This is a genomic window from Jeotgalibaca sp. A127, assembly GCF_052266745.1.
Classification (GTDB): domain Bacteria; phylum Bacillota; class Bacilli; order Lactobacillales; family Aerococcaceae; genus Jeotgalibaca.
The window spans coordinates 268,046-284,488 of the sequence record NZ_JBQPRC010000003.1 but is presented as its reverse complement, the minus strand read 5'-3'; the positions used below and the strand labels follow the sequence as shown (position 1 = coordinate 284,488).

Annotated in this window: 16 protein-coding genes; 12 read left to right on the top strand and 4 right to left on the bottom strand. The window is 42.3% G+C overall.

The annotated features are described in order from the left end of the window. The first annotated feature begins 8 nt into the window (after nucleotides 1-8). The 7 genes from ACTVAI_RS05330 to ACTVAI_RS05300 all read left to right on the top strand — a co-directional run bounded on the left by ACTVAI_RS05330 (nucleotide 9) and on the right by ACTVAI_RS05300 (nucleotide 8,443). A complete protein-coding gene (locus ACTVAI_RS05330) occupies nucleotides 9-815 on the top strand; it encodes a distal tail protein Dit (protein ID WP_443486079.1) in 807 nt (268 codons plus the stop codon). Continuing rightward, nucleotides 806-3,205, top strand: a complete 2,400-nt coding sequence (locus tag ACTVAI_RS05325) for a phage tail spike protein (RefSeq protein WP_443486078.1) — start codon at nucleotides 806-808, stop codon at nucleotides 3,203-3,205. The genes ACTVAI_RS05330 and ACTVAI_RS05325 overlap by 10 nt, the downstream gene beginning before the upstream one ends. Nucleotide 3,206: 1 nt before the next feature. Beyond that, nucleotides 3,207-5,756 (top strand): BppU family phage baseplate upper protein, encoded by a 2,550-nt coding sequence (locus tag ACTVAI_RS05320; protein ID WP_443486077.1) that lies wholly within the window; start codon nucleotides 3,207-3,209, stop codon nucleotides 5,754-5,756. 108 nt (nucleotides 5,757-5,864) lie between these two features. After that, on the top strand, nucleotides 5,865-6,908 hold the full coding sequence (locus ACTVAI_RS05315) for an acyltransferase family protein (protein WP_443486076.1): 1,044 nt from the start codon (nucleotides 5,865-5,867) through the stop codon (nucleotides 6,906-6,908). 186 nt (nucleotides 6,909-7,094) lie between these two features. Then, nucleotides 7,095-7,349 (top strand): hypothetical protein, encoded by a 255-nt coding sequence (locus ACTVAI_RS05310; protein ID WP_443486075.1) that lies wholly within the window; start codon nucleotides 7,095-7,097, stop codon nucleotides 7,347-7,349. After that, nucleotides 7,346-7,612 carry a holin gene (locus ACTVAI_RS05305; protein ID WP_443486074.1) on the top strand — a complete coding sequence of 89 codons (267 nt, stop codon included), beginning with the start codon at nucleotides 7,346-7,348 and terminating at the stop codon, nucleotides 7,610-7,612. Before ACTVAI_RS05310 ends, ACTVAI_RS05305 begins: the two co-directional genes overlap by 4 nt. Before the next feature lie 3 nt (nucleotides 7,613-7,615). Further along, complete coding sequence (locus tag ACTVAI_RS05300) at nucleotides 7,616-8,443, top strand: N-acetylmuramoyl-L-alanine amidase (RefSeq protein WP_443486073.1); 828 nt, start codon at nucleotides 7,616-7,618, stop codon at nucleotides 8,441-8,443. 211 nt (nucleotides 8,444-8,654) lie between these two features. Here ACTVAI_RS05300 and ACTVAI_RS05295 read toward each other — a convergent pair whose 3' ends face one another. Genes ACTVAI_RS05295 through ACTVAI_RS05285 form a run of 3 tightly spaced genes read right to left on the bottom strand, consistent with a single transcriptional unit; the run spans nucleotide 8,655 to nucleotide 10,588 of the window. After that, the gene (locus ACTVAI_RS05295) at nucleotides 8,655-9,194 is read right to left on the bottom strand and encodes a GNAT family N-acetyltransferase (protein ID WP_443486072.1); all 540 of its coding nucleotides are present in this window, start codon (nucleotides 9,192-9,194) and stop codon (nucleotides 8,655-8,657) included. Between the two features lie 14 nt (nucleotides 9,195-9,208). After that, entirely contained in the window at nucleotides 9,209-10,096 is an 888-nt protein-coding gene (locus tag ACTVAI_RS05290; protein ID WP_443473805.1) for a hypothetical protein, read from the bottom strand. 33 nt (nucleotides 10,097-10,129) lie between these two features. Continuing rightward, nucleotides 10,130-10,588, bottom strand: coding sequence for a flavodoxin (locus ACTVAI_RS05285; protein WP_443473806.1), 459 nt, complete (start codon nucleotides 10,586-10,588; stop codon nucleotides 10,130-10,132). Nucleotides 10,589-10,696: 108 nt separating this feature from the next. On the opposite strand from ACTVAI_RS05285, the gene ACTVAI_RS05280 reads away from it, so the two are divergent. The 3 genes from ACTVAI_RS05280 (at nucleotide 10,697) to ACTVAI_RS05270 (ending at nucleotide 12,557) form a co-directional block, all read left to right on the top strand. Continuing rightward, nucleotides 10,697-11,653, top strand: coding sequence for a Gfo/Idh/MocA family protein (locus ACTVAI_RS05280; protein ID WP_443486071.1), 957 nt, complete (start codon nucleotides 10,697-10,699; stop codon nucleotides 11,651-11,653). 90 nt (nucleotides 11,654-11,743) lie between these two features. After that, a complete protein-coding gene (locus ACTVAI_RS05275) occupies nucleotides 11,744-11,914 on the top strand; it encodes a hypothetical protein (RefSeq protein ID WP_443473808.1) in 171 nt (56 codons plus the stop codon). A gap of 31 nt (nucleotides 11,915-11,945) precedes the next feature. Continuing rightward, the gene (locus ACTVAI_RS05270; RefSeq protein WP_443486070.1) at nucleotides 11,946-12,557 is read left to right on the top strand and encodes a PepSY domain-containing protein; all 612 of its coding nucleotides are present in this window, start codon (nucleotides 11,946-11,948) and stop codon (nucleotides 12,555-12,557) included. A gap of 210 nt (nucleotides 12,558-12,767) precedes the next feature. On the opposite strand, the gene ACTVAI_RS05265 is transcribed toward ACTVAI_RS05270, so the two are convergent. After that, a complete protein-coding gene (locus ACTVAI_RS05265; RefSeq protein ID WP_443473810.1) occupies nucleotides 12,768-13,310 on the bottom strand; it encodes a DUF924 family protein in 543 nt (180 codons plus the stop codon). Between the two features lie 125 nt (nucleotides 13,311-13,435). Between ACTVAI_RS05265 and ACTVAI_RS05260 the strand changes: the two genes are divergently transcribed. Both ACTVAI_RS05260 and ACTVAI_RS05255 read left to right on the top strand, forming a co-directional pair. Beyond that, nucleotides 13,436-14,503, top strand: coding sequence for an NAD/NADP octopine/nopaline dehydrogenase family protein (locus tag ACTVAI_RS05260; protein WP_443486069.1), 1,068 nt, complete (start codon nucleotides 13,436-13,438; stop codon nucleotides 14,501-14,503). Nucleotides 14,504-14,516: 13 nt separating this feature from the next. After that, nucleotides 14,517-16,424: a hypothetical protein gene (locus ACTVAI_RS05255; RefSeq protein WP_443486068.1), complete on the top strand. Its 1,908-nt coding sequence runs from the start codon at nucleotides 14,517-14,519 to the stop codon at nucleotides 16,422-16,424. The last annotated feature ends 19 nt before the right edge of the window (nucleotides 16,425-16,443 follow it).

Sequence of the window (16,443 nt, the reverse complement as noted above, 5' to 3'; positions counted from 1 at the left end):
GGGGAATCATGTACGAATATAAAGAATTAACGAATCGTGAATCATCGGCATGGCTACCCTCTGTAGCTATGCTTTTTAATAACATCTTATTAGAGGACGAGATACAGGGCTACCAGACTCTTAACGTCGAAGGTAGGGAAACAATTGGCTATGACCTAGAAACATCCGGTAACATCTCAGGACGGCATGGAGCGGTAACATTTGGCAAAACATTACCACCGAGAATATTGCGCATACAGTACCGACTGGAAGCGTGTGATAACGAGGATTTTCAACGTTCATTCAGAAAGTTAAACTGGTTGCTAGAAACAAACGGAGAGGTTCCGGTGCGATTTCGCGATGATTTAGAAATTACATATTACGGTGAATTAAGCTCAATGAGCGAGATACCGGCAGACAGAAACACGGTTATCGGCACATTTGAAATTTATTGTAGTGATCCGTTTAAATATGAAAAGGAAGCGGAGCAGGCGGGCAATCCGTTAACTGTTTATCTACCCACACCTTATGCGATTAAACCGGATGTAATACGCCTTGGAATGGCGCAAAACGCTACAAAAATAACAGTGGATAACGTGAATACGGGACGGCATATCATATTGAATGGCGATTACAAAACAGGCGATGAAATCATTATCCGATTGACTGAAACGAATCAGGACAGAAAATTAACTAAAAACGGACAGAACATCATGAATAATTTGGATTATGCGGAAACAGACTTTCACGACTTCAAAATTAAGCGAAATGACGTTATCAGGGTAACACCTACAGACACAACCGTTACAATCCAGACGAGGGGGAGATGGAAATAGAGCCTATTTATTTATTTGATAAAAACAAGGAGCTTATAGACATCGTTCCCTTTGAAAATTTAACGGCCAATAGTCAAGACTGGGCATTAAACGGACTGATTAAAGGAACAGTAACGGGCATCTATACTGAATCCATCGAGCAAGCCCAATTTTATGGCACGCGTGATATTGATGACCCAAACGTTTTTTGGCAATACAAGATTGTCAACTACACCAAAGAAAACGGACAATTTACATTTGAGGGTATTTACGTACTGTTTGATGATTTGGCTGGGCGTGGCGTCATACGTGACAGGAGACCACGGAATGCAACAATACCAACTGTTATGGAATACATACTAGAGGATACAGGTTGGCAGCTAGGGCAAGTGCATTCTACACACAGAGGCACGTCAAATTATTATTACGTGTCTAAATTAGAAGCCTTTTGGGACTTTATCGAAAAATGGCGAGTAGAATTTAAGCCACGCATGACATTTTCGAACGGTAAAGTAACAGGTAAGTATATTGATATCTATGACCGCTTATCAGACGATTACGGCAAGTGGTACGAATATGGCGATAGCTTACTCACAGTGGTAGCGGAAGAAATGCGAGAGAGTGTGTTTACCGCATTTATCGGACGTGGTAAAGGAGAAGAAGTCGGCGATGGTTTTGGGCGTAAGATTGATTTTAGCGCTGTAAATTGGTCTGTAGCAAGCGGTAATCCAGTTGACAAGCCAATCGGGCAAGATTATGTAGAAATACCTTGGGCGACTGATTTGTACGGCTATGAAGACGGTACGCCACGCATGACGGTTATCGACTTTCCAGACATTGAAGATGAATCGGAGTTGCTTGATTCCACTTACGAATACGCATTAACAGAATGCCGTCCGAAAGTGCAGTTTAAATCTAACGTGCTGGAAAGTGGTCGGGCAGACGTAGGCGAGATTGTTACCATTTTGCGCCCTGACATGGGCATCCGTTATAAAACACGTGTATTTAATTTGAAGCGTAACTTTTTAAACGTTTCTATCAAAACAATTCAATTCGGCGAACAGTTGGTTCAATCCGCTGCGCAACGGACGAAAAAGACAGCAACAGCGATTAAGAAGCAAGAAGAACAAACTGTTTATTGGCTGGAAATGTTAAGACAGGCGATTGTAGACAGCTATTTCAATGAGGATGGATACAACTATGATTTAGATGCCAACAATGAATATGGACTTCCGGGCGGTTATTACTCATTTGATAGGCCGATAGACCAAAATCCAAGCAAAGTGGTTTACATGGGAGCGGGCAAGATATTAATTGCAAATTCTAAGAATCCAGATGGCACGTGGGATTGGCGTACAGCTATGACAGGAGACGGTATCACACTAGATGCGGTTAATACTGGCGTATTGACAGCTGGTCGTATTTTATCGCCGATTGATGGCAGCTATTGGGACTTAGAAAATGGCGTTATGGACTTGAAGAGCGGTGTTCTGACCGGAACAAGACTAAGAATGGATTTGGATACGGGAAATATTGTTTCGGATGCTATAAATGGTTCTCAAACACTCCTTCAAAATGGCGTATTACTTGTTCGAGCGCCCGGAGGTGATTCCCCGGGACAATCTGTTGGGTACATTGGATTCTCACAAGACGGGGCAAACAACAATTTTACGCTAACAACTGCAAATGGTCGGTCATTGCAATTACGTTATTCAAATGGCGATGATACTTTTTCGCCGCTGATTGAATATTTAAGTTATTTGGACCGGTTGTATTTCGGTAAAAAAGCAACGTTTCAAGATGATGTCGCAATTAACGGCAATCTGAACATGAATCAGAAACAAATTACCGAAGTGCAAAAATTGCGAACAGGCATTCTGGAAACCGGAAATATCGGCTCCATCCTAAACGACACGGACAACCGAATTGCCGTCAAAGGGACATCTGGCGCTAAGTTGGGTGTTGGGGATCAAACGGGCGGAGGCTTTACGCCTATCCTAATGGTGGACAGCACACGCGCATACATCTATAAAACGCTCTCCATGGAAGGCAACGACATCACCAACCAATCGGACGAAAGATTGAAAGAAAACATCGTGGATGCTGAATATGACGGTCTATCGTTATTCCGTAGCATTCAACCGAAGAACTTTACATGGAAGAATACAGATCGTTTCGGTTCGCAGACGGAACTTGGTTTCATCGCCCAGGACTTATCGGCGCTTGACCCCGAACTCGTTACGCAAACACCGGATGAAGACGTACCTGATGACGTAGCATGGGCAATCAATGAAACGCAGATGAACAGGCGTGCATGGATAGCAACGCACCAACTGGTTAAAGAGAACGATACATTGAAGCAAGAATTGGCAGATTTGAAAACACTGCTTAATGAAAAGGGGCTGATATAATTTGCTGAACAATTTTAGAACGACCCAACTTACTTGGGACAAGGCAACAAAGAACATATACGAGAAACTGAAAGCAAACGCAAGCGACCAGAACGGGCGTAAACTGGCGGTACAAATCGTCAATGATGGGGTAGTGGAAAACTTATCCGGTGTGACCTTATCGTTGTATTGGGAAACACGCGACAAGTCGCATGACGGGCTGGACGCATTCACGGCAATCGATGCAAGCAAGGGCGAGTTCGAGATTTACTACACGACAGGTATGTTGTCCAACGTCGGCAAGTTGAACGCTGCATTGGTTCTGGTTGATAGCGTTGGGCGTGTGGTGAGTGATTTGTTCGAGATTACCGTTACACGCGGAATTGATGATGCGGCGATAGAGTCTGAAAATAGCTTCACCGCATTGACGCAAGCGTTGATTGACGCAAGCAATTTAGAGACAAATTACGCTCCCAGATTGAATGACCTTACCGCGCAGTTGCAGCAAAAAGCTACTAAAGGTGAAATAGGTCTTGCTGATTTCGATAAAAATAAAACACAATTCGACCAAACGTGGATTTCTGATTCCTTGAGGGAAATGATTGCTGGAACAGCCGCTATTAATGCCGTGCCAGCCGATAATAGCATTACAACGAATAAACTCGCTAACGGAGCAATCACTACTGATAAGATTTCACCCGACAAACTATCTCCTTCTGTTCTACAAGGCATTAAAAAAACAAAAAGCGTAAATTTGTTTAACAAAAACACTGTTATAAAAGGTGGTTTTTATCAAGGTAGCAACGGTGCTTGGTTAGTGAATGGAGCATGGCTCAGTAGTGATTTTATTCCGGTTGTTGCCGGAAGCACATATACAACAAACCTCGGAAGCAATATCACTCAATGGGATACGAATAAAGCGTTCGCTGGCAGTTTAAGCGGAACAACCTTTACAATACCGGAAGGAACAGCTTATATAAGGGTTGCGGCACAGGTGACGAACCTAGATTTAATTATGGTAACACTGTCGTCTCAATACCCATCTCAATACGTGCCGTTTGACCGTTATGCATTTGGTGCTGATTTCGAAGTCTTAGAAGGAGTTAAAATCAATGGGCAAAACATCGGCGGAGTAGAGCTGATTACCACGCAGAACCTTTTTGATAAAAGCGCGGTAAAAACTGGAGGCTATTATGAATCGGACGGTTCGTGGAGAACCTTTGGTGGGTGGTGTAGTAGTGATTTTATACCAGTAGTTGAAGGGAAAGTTTATAAACGGTCTGACACATATGCAACAACATTTTGGGACGTAAATAAAAACTTCATCGGTGGAAGCTACAACACAAACATTGTTCCTACTCCAAAAGGTACGGCTTTTGTGAAAGCGGCTGTGCCGTTAAGTGTCCTTGACGTCTTTATGTTGACGCTTGAAAAAGAATATCCAGACTACTATATCCCTCATAAGCGTTACGTGTTCAGTACGGAGTGGGGGACATCAGATAGCATTGAGCTATCACCGAAAGTAAAACAAGTTACAGAAAAAACTGTTCAACTTGAAACAGCATATTCTGCTAAATATGTAGAGCCAATTCGATTAGACCTGAAAGATTTCAGTGGATACAATCAGCCGTACCATCCGTCCGTATTGTATATTGCGGGTGGCTTTAATGGGTATAAATACTGGATGGCATCCTCTCCATTACCGACAGTTGCACAACCTTATCCCGAACGTTATGAAGTTCCGGTTGTTCACAAGTCAAATGATGGCATCAATTGGGAGGTTGTCACAAGTGCAAACCCACTCGATGACTTAACAGCAGCAGAAATCGCGAATACCGATTACATGTCCGATCCACATCTTGTTTACCGCCCAGACACTTCGACTTTAGAGGTTTGGTATCGCCTTACAAGACGCGCTACTGACGAACCCACCACGGTCTTCAGGAAAACGACGACTGACGGCGCAACGTGGAGTGCGAGAGAAACGATGATACCCGAAACGGTTCGTTCTAGTGGTCACATTGTTCAAAGTCCGGCGATACTCTGGGACAACGTTCGGAAAGTTTATCGTCTTTGGTATTACAATTCAAAGGACGGAGTGTATTACAACGAAATGCTAGACGGCGGGACTTACACGCCGACCAACCAAGAGAAGGTAGCGTTCGATAGTTCGCTTATCTACCACCATATTGATGTGAATTATTTTAATGGGGAATATCATTTTATTGGATATCATGCCGGTACGCCTCAAAATATTACGCATTTCACTAGCACTGACGGAATGAATTTCGCAAAGAAAAAAGAGCTTATTGTAACAGGAACAGGGCATCCGTTGTATTCAGGCATGCTTTACCGTTCGGTTAGTATATTGGACGAAAACAATAAGATAAGAATTTATTTTTCTTTTAACACAAACGGCAATCGGGGCATTGGTCTTTTGATCGCAAATAGTTTTGACGATTTCCATACAGTGAAAAGCATCGACAGCAATAAAGTTTTATTGAATAGTGGTATGACACTGGAAGATTTGGCAACAGAAGTGGCTAGGCTCCGTTCGTTGATTGAGTCTTAATATAATTTTTAACATTCATTTTCCAGATACTTGAAATAATCGTTTGCTTATCCCTTCTCCGTGTAATATATTTATAAAGTCAGTAATCTTTATAATAGGGGGAAGGACATGAGCAAATCGAGAAAAATTAAATTTGTGAGTTTACTAAAAGTTTTTGGGGTTCTAATAGTTATCTTAGGACATAGTATGATTTTGTATCAAACTAATTGGAACGTTTTCATACCTAAAGTTCCGTCAGAAACTATTAATATGGCTAAAAATTATATTAACATTTTTCAAATGCCGCTTTTCGTTATGATTTCGGGGTATTTGTTTTTTAATAGCCATAGTAGAGGAAAGTATTTGAGCATTATTCTTTTAATCAAAGATAAAGCTATAAGATTACTCGTACCATACTTTTTTGTAACATTATCTTGGGTTATACCCATTAGGTTATTTGTAGGTTATAAAAACTACAAAGGGAGTTTGCTTATTGCTATAAAAAATTTATTAACAAGTATAGATGTAGGCCACACATGGTTTTTGGTAATGCTTTTTTTAGTATTTATAATATTTTTCAGCGTGATTAATTTAGGAAAAGGAACGATTTTTAATTTAATAATATTTACATCTTTTTACATGTTTAGTATTTTATTTCCTAGTATATTTCAAATTAAAAGTTCGTTTTTTTATTTAATTTTCTTTTACCTGGGTTATCTATTTAATGAATATAAAGAACATTTGAATCGTATGTTGTCACATAAAGTTATCGCCTTTTTATTTTCAGTTAACTTTATAACGTGGGTAGCTTATTATCTATTATCAACAAATACAACGTATACTGTGATAATAATTAAACATATTTTATTTCTTATTTCATCTTGTAGCGCGATAATTGTTTTGTACGGATTGTTTAGTAAAGGTACATTCGACTTTTATTTTGATAAAATAATAACAAAAGAAATAGATAAGAATAATTTTGGATTATATTTATTCCATGAACCAATCATATATTTAATTTATTTTTACTTAGCAAATACACTAATTAATCCTTGGTTAATGGTTGTAATTTGTTTTACTTTAAGTACTACTGGGTCGCTGGTGATAACAAACCTACTAAGAAAAATCAATTTGGGATTAATTATTGGGGAATTGAACCAAACTGCGAAGTAACGTTTACAAAGTTTTAAGAAACTGCGCGGTAAATGAAAATCATTTCATCAGCCGAGCAAATCGCAATAAAATTTTAGTGTTAGTAGACCCCTACTGCGTGGTAAATGAAAATTAAATAGTTACATGGAAGGATAGTCAATTTGGCTATCCTTTTTGCATTGTCAAAAATTAGAAAGGAGCTGAAAAATGGAGTTCATAAAAGAATGGTGGTTCATCATCGCGTTCTCGATCAGTGCGCTGGGCGGACTGTACAAGATGGGAAAGACACTGAATGAAACATTACTCAAACTCAACTATGAAATCATGCGGTTGTCAGAAAGTCTGACGGAGTCGAAAAGCGACCGGATAAAGTTACATGGTCGGGTCGATAAAGTGGACGACCGTCTCGATATTCACGATGTCCGTATCTCTGTTTTGGAAGATTGGAGGAGAGGGAAATGAACGAATTACTGAATAATATTTTATCGGCAGTCGCTTTTGTAGGTGTGTTCTCCGGCATCGTGGTACAGGTTATCAAGAATGCGGAACTGGTCAACAAACGCTATTTACCGTTGGTATCTGTCGGATTGGGTATGGTTGTGGGTTATATCTTGGCGCTTGGTTTTTACCAAGACGTGCCCACATTCATTGCTGCGGGTTTCATCGGCGGGGCAACTGCAAGTGGTGTTTATGACTTGGCTAGTAAGAGTTTAGGAGGGAAATAAAATATGAGTAGAAGTCCATATATCGACAACGTCGTACTGACAAATAAACACTCCGGCAAACGTAAACACAAGGTACAGGCTTTTGTCATTCATCACATGGCTGCAAAGTGGACAGGGAAACGTTGTGCAGAATACTTCAGAGATACGCCTAGCCGACAAGCAAGCGCAAACTATTGTATTGGATATGATGGAGATGTAGCGCTGAACGTGGAAGAGGAAAATAGAGCGTGGACCAGTTCCAGCGAATGGGCTGACCAACGGGCTATTACTTATGAGTTGGCAAACTCAAAAACAGGAGACCCTTGGGAAGTCTCGGATGTAACCATCGACAAATTAATTGTCATGCTTGCAGAGCAACACAAACGTTATGGCTTGGAGAAAGCGACGTACACCGGTGATACTACTGGTACGTTGTGGCGACACGATTGGTTCGTAAAGACTAATTGTCCAGGTCCGTATCTTGGTGGCAAGTTCGAGTATATCGCCCAAGAGGTCAATAAGATTTTGAGCGTAGAAAAACCAATCGTTGCAGGCGCACAAGTCGTCGCTAAAAAGCCGGTTATCGCAAAACCCACTGTAAAACCGGTTGTCAAAGAAGGAGGTATCTTGAATATGAACGGTACATTTGTAGCGAAAGAACAAATCTTGGTGCGTAACAGTCCTTTTGTCGGAGCAAAACACATTGCGACTTACTATCCTGGCGAACAATTGAAGTATGATCGCGCGCATTTTGTCAACAACTATGTGTGGTTAGAGTACAAGCGTGGGAATGGCGGTAAAGGTTTCATCCCGATTGCGCCACTTGGTGAAGTTTGGGGACAATTGAAATAGGCACAAAAACACCCACTCTCTTAATCGAGGGTGGGTTATTTTTTATGTGATAAAATCACTTTTTAATGCGTTTTGTGGCAAAAAAATAGCAAAAGTGGGATAAACCCACTCATGCCTAGGTCAATTAAATCTTGGGGGGATTTAATTAAAGATCACTTTGAAAAGTAATCGTTATCATTATACCACGGTTCCCCAAAAAAGGAACATTTTTTTAAGAAGTCAAAATCGCCACATTCCGTGAAGAACGTTCGCCATAAACGTTATGGTACACCGCTACATATTCATCGGCAACCAACGACTTATCATTCGCCAGTATCTCAAAACGCACGCCAAACACTTCGGCCTCGTACGCCAACAGCTCTAAAGCATTTTTTAAATAAAAACCTTTACGTAGTTGCCGTTCGCGCTTATTTTCAGCATCGACTTTCGTTGATTCAATCTCGAGGCACACTTTAAATGCCTGATAGTGGTTTAGTAACCATTTTAAAGCCATGCTCCCAAAGCCCATACCACGATAGTCCGGGTGAATAGCCAAGTAATCAACAAGCACTGTTTGGTCGTGGATAGCGGAAATCGCGAAACCCACGAAGGGGAATTCGTTCGTTGAAAAAATAACCATTTCCACCGAACCATCCGCCATCAAGTCTTTCATCATCGAAAATGATTTACGTTCATTTTCAGGGAAAGCGGTAAGGTATAACATTTCTATTTGTCGAAATTGTTCCGTTGTCGTGACAGGGACGACTTGCATATAATCAAAGCCTTTCAGTTTTTGTCCAATAATTTTATGTATTCCTGTTCCAGGCGGCCTTTTTCGGTCGCGATTTTCGTCAATAGATGGGTAACGTTGTCTTCCAATTGTTTCAATTGAACAAGGCTTTTTTCCACCGCATCTTTCGTTGACCAGTCGGAAAAAAGGTCATCAAAAAATTTATCAATGGCAGGTCCTGCTTCAGTCAAAGTCTGGTATTCACTGGCATAAATATAATTTAAGTCATGCAGCTCACGTTCCAAATTTTGGGTTTTACGTTCCAGATCCAATAACATCGCTTCGGCCACGTCCAGTTGTTCTGGTTTCACATGGTTCAAGAGGAAATCAATTTCAGTAATCAAATCCCAATTGGAAATCGTTTCAGAACTATCCAGATTGGTCATGATATCCGTAATAATTTCCAATAGTTGATAACAGGCTTCTTCAGCCTCCAAAGTCTGCACATATTCATAACGGAGACGGATGATTTGTTGGTCTTTATCGGTAATCGTATTTTCGACGACGCCATTATGGCGGATCAGATTTTCTCTCACTTCACGAATCCGGTTTTTTTTCTCGAGTATTTCATTTTGCAATGCCATCAGACGCCGGTGAGCAGCTATCTTCAGCGAATACGCCTTGTCGAATTCAATTTTAGCGCTGATGATATCGCTTGTTTCTTGATCGATTTGGCGTTTATAGGAACCAATAATCTTCAAAATGGCGTTGGATAGAGACTCCTGTTGCAATTTCTCCAGATTCGCATTTTTTTTTGACATCTGTTTTACGACAGCTTGTAATCTCTCTTCCTGTTCCCGAAGTGATTCCTCTGCGACATAATGTTTGCGTGACAACGAGCCGAGCTGCAACAGTAGAATTTCATATTCCATACCCACATCCATAGGTAATCCCCTCAGTTCCACATATCCACCAACCTATCCGACAGTTGACTCGTAAGTCTCAACCATCCCTTTAACAAACGCTTGTAAGTTTGCCACATCTTCCTCTTCGGCATTCAAATCCACTTTAACGCCGGTTGCTCCTTTGGTTGCCCCCGTTTTGGCAAATTGTTGTTCGAAATCATCAACGGCTGTACAGAACTGTTCATAAAAGGTATCGCCAGAACCTACCACACCATATATTTTTCCGGTCAAATCAATCTCTTCCAGTTCTTCATAGAAATCAATAATTTCATCTGGCAAATCGCCGTCCACGCCGTAAGTATAGCTGGCAACGATACAGTAATCGTAGTCTTCATAATCAGCAGGATCAGCCTGTACGCATTCAACAACGTCAACATCGACCCCGTGTTCTTCAAATATTTCGGCGGTGATATCCGCAATTTCTTCCGTGTTTCCTGTTAGGCTCGCATAAACGATTAATGCTTGCGTCATGACAATCATCCTTCTTTCATTTCTCTTTACCAAAGTATAACAAATTTTTGAATAGGATACACCCTCCAAGAACGTTATAATAAAAGGAAAATAAGGAGGTAATAAGTAATGAATGAAGTTGTATGGGGAATGATCGGGTGTGGCGATGTTACGGAAAAGAAAACCGGACCGGGTTTGTATAAAGCAAAGGGAAGCCGCTTGAAAGGTGTCTTCAGCCGGACGCAAGCCAGAGCGGAAGACTGGGTGAACCGTCATGGGCATGGGACTGCCTATTTGACTGTAGAAGAAATGTTGGCAGACGCAGAAATTACGGCCGTTTATATTGCAACCCCACCAGATAGCCATTACGCATATGCCATGCAAGCCATAGCGGCTGGTAAAGCAGTATTGATGGAAAAACCAATGGCCATTCATGAGTATGAATGCCAGGAAATTATCACCGCAGCAGAGAAGGCCGGGGTATCGGTTTTCGTCAACTTTTATCGCCGCGGATTGCCAAAAATACAAATGATTAAAGAAAAATTGGACCAGGGTGAAATCGGCAAGCCTTTAACAGTGGAAATTCGTCATTTCCAAAAGCCACATCCTTCAGATTATGAAAATCCGTTACCTTGGCGTTTGCGCCCGGAAGCAGGTGGCGGCAAGGCATTGGATACACAAGTGCATGTCATGGATTACTTGAGCTACTTTTTTGGTCATTTGACCTGGATGGATGGTTGCGCCATGAACAAAGGTGGCTTGTATACGGTTGAGGATACGACGGTTGCGAACTTCATTTTTTCCCAAGAAATTATTGGGACGGCCGCGTGGTGCTATGTGGCTGGTTATGAGTTGGATGAGGTAACGATTACGGGTACTGCCGGAAAAATGGTGTTCTCGGGAACGGGTGTAACGGATTTGGTAGTGAATGGGGAAGCGATTGATTTGGAGGAACCGGAGCATGTTGGGTTGGCGTTTATTCAAAGTGTCGTGGATGAATTGAATGGCAAGGGCAATAGCCCGGCGGATTTGGAAAGTGCGGCTTTGGTGACGCGTTGGTTTGAGCGACTTTTATCCAAAACTTGAGCCAAATAAACCATATCGTTTGAGTTTGGATTTTATTTCCTTTAGCATATGTGTAAAGAAAGACGTCACATAGGAAAGGTGGGAAATTCGATGGAAAAGTGGAAGAAACTCATGTTAGCCGCAGTTGCGTCACTTGCTTTGGTTGCATGTTCGACTGATACTGGCACGGAGGATCCCGTAGATGATCCAGACGTTGAAAATTCGATTGATGAATCGGGAATGGAAACGGATGGCATGGAAGATGATGACGGAGGATATTAAGGCAATCTGATTTGAGGGGAGAAAATTTGTCATGAAGAAATGGAAAATGCTTAGTTTAGTTGGTTTATCTGGATTGGTATTGGCCGCTTGTGGTGACAATACCGAGACAACAGAGACGCCGCCGACAGATGATACGACAACCGATACAACAACCGAGACAAGTTCTGTACCGGATGATACAGGGGTTATGGATGATTCCAATTCCGAAACAGGTGAAACGCTAAGTTTACAAGACGCTGTTGATATTTACATGCGTGAATATCCGGATGCACAGATACATAAGGTTGATTTCGATGAAGACTCTGGTAAATGGTCATATGAAATTGAGGGTGTATTCGAGAACCGCGAATACGATGCAGAAATCGATGCCGTTTCCGGAGACATCATTAAAGTTGATGAAGATGACCATGACGATAATGAACATAATGACGATGAATACTTGAATTTTGACAATCTGATCACCCCAACAGAAGCAGTAGAGATTGCTAAAACTGCTTTGGCTGACGATTCAGAGTTAGAAGGTTGGGAATTGGATGCGGACGATGACCATAATAATCGTGCGAAATATGATATTGAGTTCCAAGGTCATGACCGCGATGTAAGGGTTGACGCTGAAACAGGCGAAGTTTTGGAAATAGACTAAGTTGAATAGTGAATCGGCAAGGGTGAGAGAACCTTTGCCGATTTTTTGTTTGGTAAGGACGACGATTAAGTTTTGTTGTTCGGGTTAATCGTCGTGATTTTCCAAAATGGCGACGATTAAGAAGTGGGCGACTAGCTAATAGGCGCAAAATCGCCAAATCACGACGATTAGCAATATTCGAAACAGCTAATCGTCGTGATTTTTTACCGGTTAAAAAGTATTCCCGGGTTTTTCCATAAACGCAATCTCTTCCGGGGTGGAAGTCTGGTTGCGTGCTTCATTCCGGTGTGGGTAATAGCCAAAGCGCTCGATAATCGCTTGGTGTTGCAATTCGATTTCATAGGAAAGGTCATCGGTATGTTCCTTGAATAAGGGCACAGCCAATTTATGGATGGCACTGGATTCTGAGTGCATGAACGGCATCAAGAGAAATCTTTTTTCATCGATGGTTAGTTCATTGAAATCAGGGAGCTTAATGGCTTCTTGAGAAAGAACCAGGGCCATGGTGTCTTGCGCGTAAGCTTTGGCATCGTCACGACATAGGTTTCTTGAGAATTGATCGAGGACAATGATTTCTGCCAACCGTCCTTTAATGGTTTCACGCCAATGCCAGTATTCACCCTTGATGGCAGACTGCCAAGTTACATAGAATTGGTTGTAAATTTTCTTATCAAAATCTTCATTTTTTTCAAACCAAAAAGGAACATTTTCCGGGTCAAACCAGAAGTCTAACACTGTTTGAAAATCTTTCATAAAAATCCTCTCCTTCATTTTTAATTGTATCACATTCATGTTGGACGCTAGGCCATTACTGTGATATAACTTAGTTATACAAACAATGATAGCGCTGACATAAATGTAGAAAGTAGGGTGAGGAAATGAAGGTTACGGTTATCGGGGCAGGAAATTCAGGTTTGGCGATGGCGGCACATCTCACAATCGAAGGGCATGAGGTGACCTTGTGGAACCGAACTGAGAAGAATATCCAGGACCTTTTGGAGAACCCAATTATTCATTGCTCGGGTGTCATTAATGGGGATGCACGTATTGCACATGTTACCAATAATCTGAAAGATGCGCTTCTGGATCCGGAAATGATTTTTGTGACCACACCGGCATTTTCTCACGCAGGATTGGCGACACAATTTGCATCCTTCATCACGAAACCAACGACGATTATCTTAAATCCAGGCCGTACTTTTGGGGCTTTGGAATTCCAATACAATTTCCATAAAGTAAATCCCTTTGTAGAACCGATTATTGCGGAAACACAAACGATTCTTTATACCTGTCGTAAAGTAACTCAGAATCAGGTGGAAATTTATGCGTTGAAACACGACGTTTTGGTTTCGACGATTGCTGGGGATGACAACCAGACTTTGGTTAACAATTTGCCGACGGGTTTGCGGGACAAATTCATTCCAGCCAACTCGATGATTGAAACGTCCATCGGAAACGTTGGCATGATTATGCACTGTGCTCCCATTTTATTGAACACAGGCTGGGTGGAAAGCGAGCAGGATGATTTCAATTACTATCGCACCGGAATCAGTCGAACAATCGCTGGTTTTATCGAAAAAATGGACAAAGAGCGGGTAGAAGTGGCTAAGAAACTGGGTCATCCGATTGAAACGGCGGTTGAATGGATGAAACGCACGTATGAATTGGAAGGTGATGATTTATACAGTGTGATCCAAAGCAATGAAGCGTATGCCACCATCCAAGCACCGCGTTCTTTGGAACATCGTTATGTCATGGAGGATATTCCAACCGGACTGGTACCGCTGGAAGCGGTCGGGAAAGAACTTGGACTGGAGATGAAGACGATTGGCCTGGTTATTGATTTGGCCTCTACTCTCCTGGAAATTGATTTCCGCAAAGAAGGACGTAATTTGCATGAATTAATAGAAGAAAATGGAATATCGGCACGAATGATTCTTAATTAGAGGAGGTTGCTGCATGCCAGTTAAAGATAATGAAGTTTTTGCTTATTTAAAACCGTCACTTGATGCCCATACATTAGGTGTGAATGCGGCGGCTGAACTACTACGGAGCTGTGGTTACGAGGTCATCACGGGAGATACGCAGATTTCCAGTATCTTGAATGACATTCGTTATCAATCCAATCAAGAGAAATTGGTGGCTTGGTTACGGGAAAATAAAATTACCCATGTGGGCCTGAGTTATCGGTTGGATGAGGGAGTAGCCGTTAATATGGTGGGGTATGTCCTGTATGCTTTACGGGCCAATAACATGTTGGCAACGCAAGGTGGGCCGATTAATGGTATTTCTTTTGCCGGCTTGCCGAAAGCTTGCAAAATGATCAAGGAGCAATTCAACGATGTCATTCTGACTTTTCAAGGGAGTGAATCGCCACAGGAAACGTTAGGGAAATACGGTGTGCCCGAAGAACGCATTCCCGCTGAAATGAAGGAAGGCAGTAAATACGATGAAACACTCCTGAAATTCGGGGAGGCCATCATTCGTAAAAAAGCCTACCTGGATATGAAACCGATCGCACGTGCGAGCTACCAAGATAAAGGGACAATGAAAGATACGCTGGTAAAAAGGTTGAACGCCACCATGACCGACAACTACGCCCCTTTGTTGCGAGCACACGTTGGACCATTTTCTTCGACCGCGACACGCGAAGAGAATGTCGAAGAGTTCTTGAATTGGTGTAAGCATCTCTCGGACACGGGCTATTTGGATATCGTTTCGATCGGTAGTTCGCAACTTTCGCAATCCAATTTCGGGGAAGACTGGGGCGACCGACCCAATGGCGGAGGTGTACCGGTTAATAAACCGGAAGAATTTGAGCAAATCGCCGCAGCAGCGAGCCCGATGTTGGTCCGGACTTATTCCGGAACCCAACGCATTCCGGAAATGGCCAAGGTTTATGAAGACCATTTGAATACAGCCTGGCATGCTTTGTCGTTATGGTGGTTCAATAAGATGGATGGGCGCGGACCGTATGATGTTTATAAGAACTTGGTCGAACATGTTAAGACCATGAAATACATTGCGACAACCGATAAACCGTTCGAACCTAATACACCGCACCATTTCGCTTTCCGCGGGGCGGATGATACGACATATGTACTGTCCGCTTACTTGGCAGCCAAACTGGCTAAAAAAGTGGGCATTAAGACGTTTGTTCTACAAATCATGTTGAACACGCCCCGTTATACATGGGGTGTGCAGGACTTGGCCAAAGCGCGTGCGGCTTTGAACCTGGTTCGTAATTTGGAAGATGAGAATTTCCGGGTTATTTTACAACCCCGGGCTGGTTTGGACTATTTCTCACCGGATTTAGATCAGGCCCGCATTCAATTGGCCGCGGTTTCGGCTTTAATTGATGATATCGAACCACAAAACGATCAAAGTCCACCTGTCCTTCATGTCGTGAGCTATTCAGAAGCGGATCATTTGGCAACACCTACTGTTATAAACGAGAGTGTTCAGATCACGCAAACCGCAATCCAGGAATACCGGCGTCAACGTCGTTGTGGCTTGGTACCGGACATGAGCAAGAATGAAGATGTGTTAGCGCGCACCGAAACATTGCTGAAGCGGGTGGGGACGATGGTGGATGCCATCGAAGAACATGTTACAGATCCCTATTCTCCCGAAGGATTCTATACTATTTTCGCTGCTGGCTTTATGCCAACACCGTATATTTGGGCAGAAAAAGATGAATTTGAATACGTCACAAAGTGGCGTACAAAACCTTATCATGGTGGCGTCTGGGTGGTGGACGAAGAAGGGAAACCAGTGTCAGCCGAGCGCGTCGCTTCGGAAGCCATCCGGCACATTCCAGAGATTCAATATCGCTTGAAACAGCGTAACGCCGGACTGATAATATGAGAATTATTGTGGGGATTGT